This is a genomic window from Janibacter zhangyanbonis, from assembly GCF_050507325.1.
Lineage (GTDB): Bacteria > Actinomycetota > Actinomycetes > Actinomycetales > Dermatophilaceae > Janibacter.
The window spans coordinates 2,788,181-2,800,803 of the sequence record NZ_CP191481.1; the positions used below are offsets into that span (position 1 = coordinate 2,788,181).

Annotated in this window: 14 protein-coding genes; 4 read left to right on the plus strand and 10 right to left on the minus strand. The window is 72.8% G+C overall.

Going from position 1 to position 12,623, the window contains the following annotated elements:
- Positions 1 to 82 precede the first annotated feature (82 nt).
- Entirely contained in the window at positions 83 to 886 is an 804-nt protein-coding gene (locus tag ACQBJO_RS13665) for a class F sortase (protein WP_255184328.1), read from the plus strand.
- On the opposite strand, the gene ACQBJO_RS13670 is transcribed toward ACQBJO_RS13665, so the two are convergent.
- The 9 genes from ACQBJO_RS13670 to ACQBJO_RS13710 form a co-directional block, all read right to left on the minus strand.
- Complete coding sequence (locus ACQBJO_RS13670) at positions 879 to 1,349, minus strand: DUF3180 family protein (RefSeq protein ID WP_421008740.1); 471 nt, start codon at positions 1,347 to 1,349, stop codon at positions 879 to 881. The genes ACQBJO_RS13665 and ACQBJO_RS13670 overlap by 8 nt on opposite strands.
- Positions 1,349 to 2,203, minus strand: a complete 855-nt coding sequence (folK, locus tag ACQBJO_RS13675; RefSeq protein ID WP_421008741.1) for a 2-amino-4-hydroxy-6-hydroxymethyldihydropteridine diphosphokinase — start codon at positions 2,201 to 2,203, stop codon at positions 1,349 to 1,351. The genes ACQBJO_RS13670 and folK overlap by 1 nt, the downstream gene beginning before the upstream one ends.
- Positions 2,200 to 3,120: a dihydropteroate synthase gene (gene folP / locus ACQBJO_RS13680; protein ID WP_421008742.1), complete on the minus strand. Its 921-nt coding sequence runs from the start codon at positions 3,118 to 3,120 to the stop codon at positions 2,200 to 2,202. Before folP ends, folK begins: the two co-directional genes overlap by 4 nt.
- Entirely contained in the window at positions 3,117 to 3,692 is a 576-nt protein-coding gene (gene folE / locus ACQBJO_RS13685; protein WP_255184332.1) for a GTP cyclohydrolase I FolE, read from the minus strand. The genes folP and folE overlap by 4 nt, the downstream gene beginning before the upstream one ends.
- Positions 3,693 to 3,695: 3 nt before the next feature.
- A complete protein-coding gene (ftsH, locus tag ACQBJO_RS13690; RefSeq protein ID WP_421008743.1) occupies positions 3,696 to 5,789 on the minus strand; it encodes an ATP-dependent zinc metalloprotease FtsH in 2,094 nt (697 codons plus the stop codon).
- A gap of 215 nt (positions 5,790 to 6,004) precedes the next feature.
- On the minus strand, positions 6,005 to 6,556 hold the full coding sequence (gene hpt / locus ACQBJO_RS13695) for a hypoxanthine phosphoribosyltransferase (RefSeq protein WP_255184334.1): 552 nt from the start codon (positions 6,554 to 6,556) through the stop codon (positions 6,005 to 6,007).
- Between the two features lie 28 nt (positions 6,557 to 6,584).
- Complete coding sequence (gene tilS, locus ACQBJO_RS13700; protein WP_421008744.1) at positions 6,585 to 7,592, minus strand: tRNA lysidine(34) synthetase TilS; 1,008 nt, start codon at positions 7,590 to 7,592, stop codon at positions 6,585 to 6,587.
- A gap of 1 nt (position 7,593) precedes the next feature.
- Complete coding sequence (locus ACQBJO_RS13705) at positions 7,594 to 8,637, minus strand: zinc-dependent metalloprotease (RefSeq protein WP_255184336.1); 1,044 nt, start codon at positions 8,635 to 8,637, stop codon at positions 7,594 to 7,596.
- A 39-nt stretch (positions 8,638 to 8,676) separates the two neighbouring features.
- A complete protein-coding gene (locus ACQBJO_RS13710) occupies positions 8,677 to 10,071 on the minus strand; it encodes a D-alanyl-D-alanine carboxypeptidase/D-alanyl-D-alanine-endopeptidase (RefSeq protein ID WP_421008745.1) in 1,395 nt (464 codons plus the stop codon).
- An 85-nt stretch (positions 10,072 to 10,156) separates the two neighbouring features.
- On the opposite strand from ACQBJO_RS13710, the gene ACQBJO_RS13715 reads away from it, so the two are divergent.
- A complete protein-coding gene (locus tag ACQBJO_RS13715; protein ID WP_421008746.1) occupies positions 10,157 to 10,789 on the plus strand; it encodes an inorganic diphosphatase in 633 nt (210 codons plus the stop codon).
- Here ACQBJO_RS13715 and ACQBJO_RS13720 read toward each other — a convergent pair.
- Entirely contained in the window at positions 10,773 to 11,222 is a 450-nt protein-coding gene (locus ACQBJO_RS13720) for an SRPBCC family protein (RefSeq protein ID WP_427801455.1), read from the minus strand. The two genes, ACQBJO_RS13715 and ACQBJO_RS13720, sit on opposite strands and share 17 nt — an antisense overlap.
- 46 nt (positions 11,223 to 11,268) lie before the next feature.
- On the opposite strand from ACQBJO_RS13720, the gene ACQBJO_RS13725 reads away from it, so the two are divergent.
- Both ACQBJO_RS13725 and ACQBJO_RS13730 read left to right on the plus strand, forming a co-directional pair.
- A complete protein-coding gene (locus ACQBJO_RS13725) occupies positions 11,269 to 12,162 on the plus strand; it encodes an alpha/beta fold hydrolase (RefSeq protein WP_255184340.1) in 894 nt (297 codons plus the stop codon).
- Positions 12,162 to 12,581, plus strand: a complete 420-nt coding sequence (locus ACQBJO_RS13730) for a hypothetical protein (RefSeq protein ID WP_421008747.1) — start codon at positions 12,162 to 12,164, stop codon at positions 12,579 to 12,581. Before ACQBJO_RS13725 ends, ACQBJO_RS13730 begins: the two co-directional genes overlap by 1 nt.
- The last annotated feature ends 42 nt before the right edge of the window (positions 12,582 to 12,623 follow it).

Here is a 12,623-nt window from a genome sequence, read left to right on the forward strand (position 1 = left end):
GTACCGTTGTCACCAGGGGGAACCACCGGCACTCCCCCGTCGTTGACCACGACACGCCGACACATGTACTTGGGAGGACCGTGTGACGACCCCGCCGACGCGACGACAGAAGGGCCGCGAGCGCGCGCTCTACCGCCGCACGACGTGGCTCATCGCGGCAGCCGTCGCGCTCGTCATCGGCGGCGGAGCCGCGGCCGGTGCGTGGTGGACCCAGCGCGAGGACGACCAGGCCTCCCTGCCGGTCGGCACCTATGTCCCGCCGAGCGAGATCACCGAGCCCTCCTACCAGCCGACGAGCTCCTCGACGACGCGCAAGCGCTCGTCCACCTCGTCGTCGACCTCCTCGAAGTCCTCGAGCACGACGACGCCCTCGTCCACCCCCTCTGCCGCCCAGCGCAGTCAGCCCACGTCCGCCGAGGCCCCCGCCGGCGAGCCCACCCGGGTCCAGGTCCGCTCCGGCGGACGCGACATCGTCGACGCCTCGCTCCAGGCGACGCGGCTCGACGCGCAGAAGGTGCTGGCTCCCCCCTTCGGCACGGCTGGCTGGTACGCCGAGCCGGGCTGGCCCAAACCGGGCTACACCGGTGCGAGCATCCTCGTCGGCCACATCAACCACGGCGGCAACCCCGACGTCTTCTGGAACCTGCCGCGGGTGCGCATCGGTGACGTCGTCACCGTGACCTACGGGTCCGGGCGGACGGTGAAGTTCAAGATCACCCGCTCCGAGGCCGCGTCGAAGAAGGGCGTGCCGCAGGACGACTCGATCTGGGACTGGGACAACCCGCAGCCGGTGCTGCGCCTGATCACCTGCGACCCCGACACCCCGATCAACGCCGGTCACTACGAGGGCAACTGGGTCGTCTGGGCCGACCAGATGGTCAGCTGACCGACGACTCCTCGTCGTCCTCCCGGTCGTCGTCGACGCGGCACCACGACTGCACGAGCAGACCGGCGCCGGTGAGCAGGAGCGCGGCCAGCCCCGCGACGGCCCACACGAGGGCCAGGTGGCCGCGACCGGCATAGCCGATGTCCGGCGCGAGGGTGACCGCCTGACCGAGGTAGAGACCGCCGATGACGGCGCCGGTGAGGGCACTCGCCTGCGACAGGCGCAGGATGCGCTCGGCGACGATCGGCGGCACGTGGGCGCGGCCGCGGCGCATCCGCCACATCCGTCGGCCTGCGGCGACGACGATCGCGGCCATGCCGACGAGCAGCACGGCGGTGAGCCAGCCGATGCGCAGCGGCGCATGACCGCCGGCGACCCACCAGCGACCGAAGCCCCAGCTGAGCACACCCGCCAGGGCCAGTGCCGCGAGGACGGTGTGGAGGCGCAGGCCGCGGTCGAGCATCACAGGTCCTCGATGTCGCTCGTGTCGAGGGCGGCGAGCAGGTCGCCGACCGGCGTCGCCGCGTCACCGACGCGCAGCACGGCGTCGGGGTCGACCCGCGACCACGGCTGCAGGACGAAGCCCCGCTCGTGCGCCCGCGGGTGCGGCAGCGTCAGGGCGGGGTCGTCACTCACGACGTCGTCTCCGGTGACCGGGTCGCCGTACTGGACGAGGTCGAGGTCGATGGTGCGGGCACCCCAGCGCACCTCGCGCACGCGGCCGTGGCGGGCCTCGACGGCGTGCAGCCGCGCGAGCAGCTCGGCGGGGCCCAGCGAGGTCGTCGCGACGACCACGGAGTTGGTGTAGCGCGGCTGCTCGGGTCCGCCCACCGGATCCGTCGTGACGAAGGGGGCCCGCCGCACGTCGTGCAGGGCGTCGCCGAGGTCGTCGAGGGCGGCGTCGAGGGTGCGGGCGGCGTCGCCGAGATTGGCTCCGAGCGCGATGACGACGGGCACCTCACGACGGCGGCTCACGGTCACCGACACGTCGCCGAAGGGCACGCCCACGGGCGCGGAGGGCTTGTGCACGGTGACGTCGACGGCCCGGACGAGCGGTCGGGCCAGCGCGTCGGCGGCGATCTGCTCGGCGAGGGTCTCGATGAGGTCGAGGGAGGGGCCCTCGATGCGCGCGACGACGTCCGCGCCGACCTCGGCATAGCTGACGGTGCGCTCGAGGTCGTCGCTCGTGCCCGCAGGCGCGAGATCGAGGTGGAGCACGACGTCGACGACGAAGTCCTGGCCGTCCCGCTTCTCGTCGGCCAGGACGCCGTGGAAGCCCCGCGCCCGCACGCCGAGGAGGCTGATCCGGTCGGTCATCGGCGCTCTCCCTGACCGCTCTCCCCGTTCCCTGAGGAGGTCGCGCAGCGACCGTCTCGAAGGGACCGGACCTCCCCCAGCGCGGCAGCGACGTCGATGGCGTCGACCGTCGCGACGACGTCGTGCACCCGCACGCACCACACCCCCGCGCGGGCGGCGCGGGCGCTCGTGGCGGCGGTGACGACGGCGCGGGCGTCGAGGGCGCGCTCCTGCCCCTCGGCGCGGCCGACCTTGCCGAGGAATCCCTTGCGCGAGGTGCCGAGCAGCACCGGGTAGCCGAGGTCGACGACCTGCTCGAGGCCGGCGAGGAGCTGCCAGTTGTGCTCCGCGGTCTTGGCGAAGCCGATGCCCGGGTCGAGGACGAGCTGCTCCCGGTCGGCGCCCGCGGCGAGCAGGGCGTCGACGCGCTCGGTCAGCTCGGAGCACACCTCGCCGACGACGTCGTCGTAGTGGGCCCTGGTCTGCATGTCGTGGGCGTGGCCGCGCCAGTGCATGACGACGAAGGGAGCACCGCTGCGGGCCACGAGGTCGGGCATCTGCGGGTCGGCCAGTCCGCCGCTCACGTCGTTGATGATCGCGCCACCGGCCGCCAGGGCCGCCTCGGCGACCTCGGCGCGCATCGTGTCGACGGAGACGACGACGCCCTCGGCCGCGAGGGCCTCGACGACGGGCACGACGCGGCGCAGCTCTTCGTCGGTGGAGGGGCGGGTGGCGCCGGGCCGGGTGGACTCACCGCCGACGTCGACGACCAGCGCGCCGTCGCCGGCGAGCTGCCGGCCGTGGGCGACGGCCGCGTCGCTCTCGATCCAGCGGCCGCCGTCGCTGAAGGAGTCGGGCGTGACGTTGACGACCCCCATGACGACCGGCCCGGGCCGGTCGGCGGTCGCCGCGAGCTGCGCGAGGACCGGGTGGGTCACCGGGCGGCCCCGGTGAGCAGGGCCATCGCCTCGGCCCGGGTCGTCGAGTCGCGCAGCTGGCCACGCACGGCGGAGGTGATCGTGCGGGCGCCGGGCTTGCGCACCCCGCGCATCGACATGCACAGGTGCTCGGCCTCGACGACGACGATGACGCCGCCGACGTCGAGGTGCTCGACGAGGGCGTCGGCGATCTGCGAGGTGAGCCGCTCCTGCACCTGGGGACGCTTGGCGAAGAGGTCGACGAGACGCGCGATCTTCGACAGGCCGGTCACCTTGCCGCTGCCACCGGGCAGGTAGCCGACGTGGGCCACGCCGTGGAAGGGCACGAGGTGGTGCTCGCACGTCGAGTACAGCGGGATGTCGCGCACGAGGACGAGCTCGTCGTGGTCGATGTCGAAGGTCGTGGCGAGCAGCTCGGCGGGGTCGGCCCGCAGCCCCGAGAAGGTCTCCGCGTAGGCCCGCGCCACCCGGGCGGGGGTGTCGACGAGCCCGTCACGATCGGGGTCCTCCCCCACGGCGACGAGGATCTCGCGGACGGCTGCCTCGATGCGCGGCAGGTCGACGTCGGTCATGGCTCAGGCGTACCCGTCGCCGTCGACCTGCTCGCCCGGGGGCACCTCGCGCACCTCGGTCGTCGGGTGCTCCTGCGGGTAGAGGCTCGCACCCTCCTCGGCGGCCCGGTCGATCGCCTCGGTGACCGTGCTGTCGCCGGCAGGCGTCTGCTCGGCCTCGCGCGCCGCGACGGCCTCCCGCTCGGCCGGGGTGAGCACCGGGGGGATCGTCGAGATCGTGCGGTGCTCGCTGCTCAACCAGGTCGGGCGCTTGGGGCGCTTGACGACATCGGCGAAGATCTCGGCGAGCTCCTTCGCGTTGAGCGTCTCGTGCTCGAGCAGGTCGAGGACGAGCCGGTCGAGGATGTCGCGGTTGTCGTTGAGCGCGTGCCAGGCCTCGTCGTGGGCGTCCTCGATGAAGCGGCGCACCTCCTCGTCGACGATGCCGGCGATGGTCTCGGAGTAGTCGCGCTGGTGGCCCATGTCGCGGCCGAGGAAGACCTCACCCTGCGACTGGCCGAGCTTGACCGCGCCGATGCGCTCGCTCATGCCGAACTCGGTGACCATCTTGCGGGCCATCGACGTGGCCTTCTCGATGTCGTTGGACGCGCCGGTCGACGGGTCGTGGAAGATGATCTCCTCCGCGACGCGGCCACCGAGGGCATACGCCAGCTGGTCGAGGATCTCGTTGCGCGTCGTCGAGTACTTGTCGTCGACGGGCAGCACCATCGTGTAGCCGAGGGCCCGACCGCGCGGCAGGATCGTGATCTTGGTGACGGGGTCGGTGTGGTTCATCGCCGCGGCGACGAGCGCGTGACCGCCCTCGTGGTAGGCGGTGATCTTGCGCTCCTGGGCGCTCATGATCCGGGTGCGCTTCTGCGGGCCGGCGATGACGCGGTCGATCGCCTCGTCGAGGGTCGCGTCGTCGATGAACTGCTTGTCCGAGCGGGCCGTGAGCAGCGCCGCCTCGTTGAGCACGTTGGCCAGGTCGGCACCGGTCATGCCCGGGGTGCGGCGGGCGACGGCCAGCAGGTCGACGCCCGGGGCCATCGGCTTGCCCGCGGCGTGCACCTCGAGGATGCGGTGCCGGCCGAGCATGTCGGGGTTCTCGACGGCGATCTGCCGGTCGAAGCGGCCCGGGCGCAGCAGCGCCGGGTCGAGGATGTCGGGGCGGTTGGTCGCCGCGATGAGGATGACATTGGTCTTGACGTCGAAGCCGTCCATCTCGACGAGCAGCTGGTTGAGCGTCTGCTCCCGCTCGTCGTGGCCACCGCCGAGGCCGGCGCCGCGGTGGCGACCGACGGCGTCGATCTCGTCGACGAAGATGATCGCCGGCTGGTTGGCCTTGGCCTGCTCGAAGAGGTCGCGCACACGGCTGGCACCGACACCGACGAACATCTCGACGAAGTCCGAGCCGGAGATCGAGTAGAAGGGCACGCCCGCCTCGCCGGCGACGGCGCGCGCGAGCAGCGTCTTGCCGGTACCGGGCTGGCCGTAGAGCAGCACGCCCTTGGGGATCTTGGCGCCGACCGCGAGGAACTTGCCGGAGTCACGGAGGAACTCGACGATCTCGTGCAGCTCCTCGACGGCCTCGTCGGCGCCGGCCACGTCGGCGAAGGTCACCTTGGGGGTGTCCTTGCTCGCGAGCTTGGCCTTGGACTTGCCGAACTGCATGACCTTGGAGCCGCCGCCCTGGGCCTGGCTGATGATGAACCAGAAGAGACCGACGAGCAGCAGCAGCGGCAGCAGCGACAGGAGCAGGCTGGACCAGACGCTCGGCTGCTCGACGGTGTCGTTCTGCACGCCGTCGACGTTGTCGTCGACGACCTTGAGCATGTGGGCCGCGCGGGCGTCGATGAACTCGGTCTCGACCTTGTCGGCGTCCTTGACCGCCTCGCCGTCCGAGTAGGTCTCGCCCTTCTTGAGGTCGAGCTGCAGGAGGTTGTCCGTCGTGAAGTGGGCCTTGTCCACCTTGCCGTCGGTGACCAGCTTTTCCGCCGCGGAGGTGTCCACGCGCGCGTAGTCGCCGCCACCGCGGGTGGTGAACATCAGGACGAAGACTGCGATGAGCAGCAGCGCCCAGAAGGCGGGGGCACGGAAGATCTTCTTGGCGTTCATACGGGTACGGGGGCTTCCCGGACTTCCTGGCTCGACGACGTGGCGGCCACCGGCAGGGCCGGGGCGATCAGGACGAAACTACCTGAACACCGCCATTCGGCGGCCATCTGGTCAACGACCACTCGGAGCGCGGTGTTCCCGCACGACCGCCCCGTGGCCCACCCCCGTTCCACCCCCGCTCCCGCAGGAGCGAGGAACGAGCGTGTCGAAGGGCCTCAGGAGTAGACGTGCGGCGCGAGCGTCGCGACGTCGCGCAGGTTGCGATAGCCCTCGGCGAAGTCGAGGCCGTAGCCGACGACGAACTCGTTGGGGATGTCGAAGCCGACCCAGCGGGTGTCGATCTCGACCTTCGCCGCGTCGGGCTTGCGCAGCAGGGTGAGGATCTCGACCGAGGCCGGCGAGCGCGACTCGAGGTTGGCGCGGATCCACGACAGCGTCAGGCCGGAGTCGATGATGTCCTCGACGATGAGCACGTGCTTGTCGGTGATGTCGGCGTCGAGGTCCTTGAGGATGCGCACGACACCGGAGGACTTGGTGCCGGAGCCGTAGGAGCTCACCGCCATCCAGTCCATCGGGGCAGAGCCGGGCAGGTGGCGCATGAAGTCGGCCATGACCATGACCGCGCCCTTGAGCACGCCGACGAGGAGCACGTCCTTGCCCTCGTAGTGCTCCCACACCTCGGCGGCGAGCTCGCCGAGTCGGGTCTGGATCTGCTCTTCGGTGAGGAGCACCTCGACGAGGTCGTCCTGGATGTCCTGGGAGTCCACAGCTCTCCTTGCTCGGGTCGGGCGGATCTCATTGTCCACCAGGCGCACGTGCGATGTGCACCCGGTCGCGGTCACGGCGCACCCGCAGGTCGCCCGGCAGGTGGAGCGGACCCTGCCCGTGCCAGTCGGTGACGAGCCGATCGCAGGCGGCGACGTGACCGGCGGTGAGGTCCCCGGCGGGGGCGCCGGCCCGCAGCAGCAGGCGACGCCACACCCGCGAGCGAAGGGCGGGGGCCAGGTCCCCGAGGTCGGCGACGGCCACGCCGTCGGCCGGGTCGCCGTCGGGGGTGGCCTGCGCGGCCAGGTCGTCGAGCAGGTCGGCGTCGTCACGCAGCAGATCAGCGCTGCGGGCCAGCGCCTCCGCGAGGCCGGGCCCGAGGTCGCCCTCGAGGTCGGCGAGCGCCTGGCGCGCGCGGACCCGGGCATGGGCCCGGTCGGAGTTCATCGGGTCCTCCCAGGGCATCAGGCCCCACTCCTCGCAGGCCCGCCGGGTCGTGGCCCGCGGCAGGTGCAGCAGCGGCCGGGCGAAGGGAGTCCCCTCCCGGACCACGAGCACGGCCATGCCGGCGAGGGAGCGTGCACCGGAGCCCCGGGCCAGGCCGAGCAGCACCTGCTCGGCCTGGTCGTCGCGGGTGTGCCCGAGCAGGACGAGGTGGGCGGGGTGACCCTCACCCATCGCGGCGGCGGTCTCGGCGAGGGCTGCGTAGCGGGCCTCGCGGGCGGCGGCCTCGAGCCCCTCGCCGCTCGCGGTGACGAGGGTCGGCACGACGGCGACCGGCGCCAGCCCGAGGTCGGCGCAGTGCTGCGCGGCGAGCAGCGCGACGTCGGCGGACTCCTCCTGCAGCTGGTGGTCGACGATGATCGCGCCCGCCGTCACGTCGTGCGCCGGGGCCTCGGCGGCGAGGGCCGCGGCGAGGGCGAGGGAGTCGGCTCCCCCGCTCACCGCGGCGAGCGCCAGCGAGCCGGCCGGCAGACCTGCGAGAGCCGCGCGGACCCCCCTTCGGCAGTCGGCCTGGGAGGGGTGGCCGGCGCCCACGTCAGCCGTGGACCCGCCGCACCCAGGCGGCGGGGTCGGTGATCTCGAGGGCGGTGGGCAGGGTCTCGGGCGAGGTCCAGACGGCGTTGAAGCCGTCGACGCCGACCTGCTCCTGGACCGCGCGGACAAAGGCGGCTCCGTCGCGGTACTGGCGCATCTTCGCCTCGAGGCCGAGGAGCCGGCGCAGCAGGCGGTCGGCGGCGCCGGCGCCCTTGCGGCGCTTGGTGAATCGTTCGCGGATCGAGGCGACGGTCGGCACGTGCTCGGGGCCGACGTCGTCCATGACGACGTCGGCGTGGCCCTCGAGCAGCGACATCACGGCGGTGACGTCGGCGAGGCGCTCGCGCTGGGCCGGGGTGATGACGAGCTCGGTGAGGCCCTGGCTGTCGCCGGAGAAGAGGCGCGGCAGTTGGGTCGCCATCTGCTCGAGGCGGGCGCGCAGCGCCTCGCCGTCGGGCATGAGGTCGCTCGTCAGCGCGCGAGCGCTGTCGATGACGTGCTCGCGCAGCCACGGCACGCCTTCGAACTGCACCCGGTGGGTCTCCTCGTGCAGGCACACCCACAGGCGGAAGTCGCGGGGCACGGCCTCGATGTCGCGCTCGGTCGCGACGATGTTGGGCGCGACGAGCAGCAGCGCGGGGTCGCCGTCGGGGGCGAGGTCGTACTGACCGAGGACCTTCGTCGAGAGGAAGGCGAGCATGCCGCCGGCCTCGGCCCCGGTGATCTTGGAGCCGACGGCCTGGGCGGCCGCCGAGGGCTCCTTGCCCTTGCGCCGGTTGGCCGCCTCGAGGGCCGGGTCGAGCATGCCCGACATCGACGTCGCGTTGACGTCGATCCACGTGCGCCGGTCGACGACGAGTGGTGCGCGGGCCGCGTCGGGCGCGCGCAGTCGGGCGGTCGTGGCGACCGGCTCGACGGCCGAGGCCGCGAGGGCCCGGATCTCCTCGACGACCTCGACGGCCTCGTCGGGGGTGACGTCCGGGCCGGGCGGGACGAGCCGGGCACCGGCCGATGCGGCGAACTTCCAGTCGACGTAGTTGGTCACGAGGTCACCCTACGGACTGGCCCCGTGGACGCTGCGGGCTCAGCGGCAGCCGCAGGCGGTGATGTCGGCGACGATCGCGTCGAGCGCGGCGCGGGCGCCGAGCGTGCCGGTCGTCGAGGGCACCCGGTCGGCGACGAGCACGAAGGTGAGCAGCCGCCCGTCCTGCGTCGTCGTCGTGCCGGCGAGCGCCGAGGTCCCGGTGAGCGTGCCGGTCTTGGCCCGGGCGATGCCGGAGGCGCCGCGCGAGTCGTCGACGAGGAAGCGGTCGTGGAGGGTGCCGGTCAGCCCGGCGATCGGCAGGTCGGAGAGCACGCGGGTCATGCTCCGGGCACTGCCGGTGATGCCGAGCTGCATGACGTCGGAGGTCACCCTGGCCGGGATCACCTGGCCGGAGCTGAGCCCGCAGTTGTCCTTGAGCTTCACGCCCGTCATGTCGACGCCCGCGTCCCGCAGGGTCGAGTGCACCCACCGGCTCACCTCGGCGAAGCTCGTCCCCGCGCCGTCGGCGAGCGCGGCCTGGCGGGCGACATTTTCGGTCAGGGCGTTGTCGGAGTCGTCGAGCGCGAGGGCGAGCACGTCGCCGAGCGGCGCCGACTCGACGGCGCCGAGCTCCTCGGCGCCCTGCGGCGCGGCCTGCTGCCAGGTGCGCGAGGAGTCGTCGACGGTGACCTTGACGCCGGCCTTCTTCAGCTGGCTGGCGAACGCCTTGAGCACGGTCCGCTCGGGCACCGCGGGTGAGGGCTTGAAGGGCTCCGGCCGGTCGCCGGCGAGCCCGATCATCGACACGCCCTGGGTGTAGCCGGCGGCGACGTCGGCCATGTTCCACGTCGGGGCATAGCGCTCCCCGGCCGCATAGGTGGCATCGAGGCGAAGGGAGTGCCTCCCCTTCGCGTCCGACCCCAGGGACGTCGCGACCTGCTCGGCGAGGTCGGCCAGACCCGCGCGGCCCTCGACCGCGGTCGGGTCGCCGGCCCCCTTCGCCAGCATCGTGTCGCCCGAGGCGACGAGGACGATCTCGTCGCCCTCGCCCTGCACGACGCGGGTCTTCATCGTCGTCGACAGGTCGGTGGTCTCGGAGACGGCGGCGGCGGTGAGCAGCTTCGCCGTCGAGGCCGGGGTCTGCGGGCGGTCCTCGTCCTGGGACCACAGGGTGTCGCCGGTCAGCGCATCGCGGACGACGACCCCGACGCGGGGGCCGAGGGCCGAGGCGCCGACGTCGTCACGGACCGTGCGGGCCAGACCGGACGCGGTCGGGACCGGCGCCTGCTTCGAGGCGGCGGGCAGGACCGCGGTGGGCTCACGCGGGGCGGGGGTCTGCTCGGTGACCGGCTCGTCGATGGTGAGGACGCCCGGCACGCGGTCGTAGGCATCGGCCACGCCGTAACCGACGGCGAGTGCTGCGACCGACGTCACGGCGATCAGAGTGCGTCGCACGCGCGGCCCCCTGCGGTGTTTTGTCGGTGGTGGTGGAACACTGTGCCCGAGAATAGTTCACCCGTCACAGACAAGAGGTACGACTGTGGAGTTCGACGTCACCATCGAGATCCCGAAGGGCCAGAAGAACAAGTACGAGGTCGACCACGAGACCGGTCGCATCCGCCTCGACCGCATGCTCTTCACCTCCATGGCCTACCCGAGCGACTACGGGTACGTCGAGGACAGCCTCGGCGAGGACGGCGACCCGCTCGACGCGCTCGTGCTCCTCGACGAGCCGACCTGGCCCGGCTGCCTCGTGCGGGCGCGGCCGATCGGCATGTTCCACATGCGCGACGAGGCCGGCGGCGACGACAAGGTCCTGTGCGTCCCCGCGGGCGACCCGCGCAAGGAGGGCATCAAGGACCTCGAGGACATCAGCGAGTTCTGGCGCCTGGAGATCCAGCACTTCTTCGAGACCTACAAGGACCTCGAGCCCGGCAAGTCCGTCGAGGGCGCCCACTGGGTCGGCCGCGAGGAGGCCGAGAAGACGGTCACCGAGGCCATCGAGCGCGCCAAGGCCGCCGGCGTGAGCACCGCCCGCTGGACGATGCCGAGCTCGAGCCACTCGCAGGCCCACCCCGACGCCTCGCACTCGCCGGAGGACATCGAGGCCGCGTCCGCCCGCGCCCACGAGGAGCTGGCCACCAAGGACAAGCCGCTCAGCGACGGCGAGTGAGATAGCGCGCCAACCCGCTGCGGCCCTGCCGCATCATCCACGCGTGGTTGGCGCGCAGCACGGCAGGAGCGAGGGTCGCCGCCCGGGACAACCGGGCGGCGACCCTCACCTCTTGGTCGAAGGTCGCCCGCACCCCGCCCCGCGGGTCGTCCACGACCGTCCACCCGGCCCACCCGTCGAGGTCACCGTCCAGGCGGACCCGCAGGTGACCCCCTTCGCGGTCCTCGATCTCGCGGGTGAGCACGAGGTGCAGGGTCATCGGCAGCGCGCTGCGGATCCGCGCACGACCCGAGGTCTCGTCGAGGCGCTCGACGCCGCGCACCTGCGCCCACCACCGCGGATAGCCCTCGGGGTCCGCGAGCGCCGCGACCACCGCCTCCCGCGGCGCATCGAGCACCCACTCGTGGTGGAAGGTGAAATGCGGTGCGGTCACGCTCCCATCCTGCTCCCCGCCCGGGCACGTCAACTACGTTGGCCCCGTGCGCTACTACTCCCGCGACGGACTGACCTTCGACATCGACGACCTCGGCCCGCAGGAGGGTGACGTCGTCGTCCTGCTCCACGGCTGGCCGCAGGACCGCACGGCGTGGCACTCCGTCGCGCCGCGCCTGGCCGACGCCGGGCTGCGGGTGCTGGCGCCCGACCTGCGCGGCTACTCCCCCGGCGCCCGCCCGGGCAACCACCTCGACTACGTGATCACCGAGATCGTCGGCGACGTCATCGCCCTGCTCGACGAGGTCGGGGCGCAGCGGGCGCACATCGTCGGCCACGACTGGGGCGGGGCGCTCGCCTGGGCCGTCGCCGCCCGCGAGCCCGACCGCGTCGAGACGCTCACCGTGCTGTCGACGCCCAGCCCGGCCGGGATGGCGGCCGGCATGCGGGCCGGCGACCAGCTCAAGCACTCCTGGTACATGGCGCTCTTCGCCCTGCCGGTGCTGCCGGTGCTCTTCTTCCGGCTCTTCGCCCAGCAGGTCCTCGAGCGGATCGGCATGCCCCGCGACCGCGCCGCCCACGACGCCCGCCGGCTCAAGACGCCGGGTGCCGCGGAGGGCACCTTCGCGTGGTACCGGGCCGCCCTCTCCCCCACCCTCATCTGGCGCAAGCGCCGGTCGAAGGGGGGTCCCCGCCGCAGCGTGCACCGCCGGGTCATCCCGACCGCCTACGTCTGGGGGACGAAGGACCCGGCCTTCGGCGAGGTCGCGACCGAGCGCACCGTCGAGCAGCTGCGCCGCCGTGCCGGCGACCAGCCCGAGCTGGCGATCATCCGGCCGCTCGAGACCGGCCACTGGCTCATGGAGACCCACCCCGAGGTCATCGCCGACGTCGTCCTCGAGCGGGTCGGCGCCCGGCGCTCCGAGGCCCTCGCGGGCTGATGCGCGCCACGCGCCGGGCCGTCCTCGTGGGCGGGCTCGCCCTGTCGCTCGCGGCGTGCGGCCGTCGCAGCGACGTGGGTGCGGTGCGGGCGGCGCTGCAGTCCGCCGTCGAGGCCCTGCCCGTGTACGTCGACGGCCAGGTCCAGTACCAGGACTCGGCCTCGGCGGGGACGACGATCAGCGGGGTGCTGACCCTGCAGGGCGCCGATCGCACGGCCGTCGCCGCGTCGCTCGAGGGGGTGCTCGAGGCGGTCGCCCGCACCTACCGTGACCAGGCCGACGTGCGCTCGGCCTTCGTTCGCCTGGAAGCCCATCCCGCTGGCGACTCGGCCACGCGGGTGCTCACCACCGAGGTCGTCGCGCCGTCCTCGGGAGCCAACACGACGACCGACGACCTCGACGCTCACTTCGACCTCTGAGCCGATTACGCGCCACGGGCACTCATCCGTATACTCGTGCCT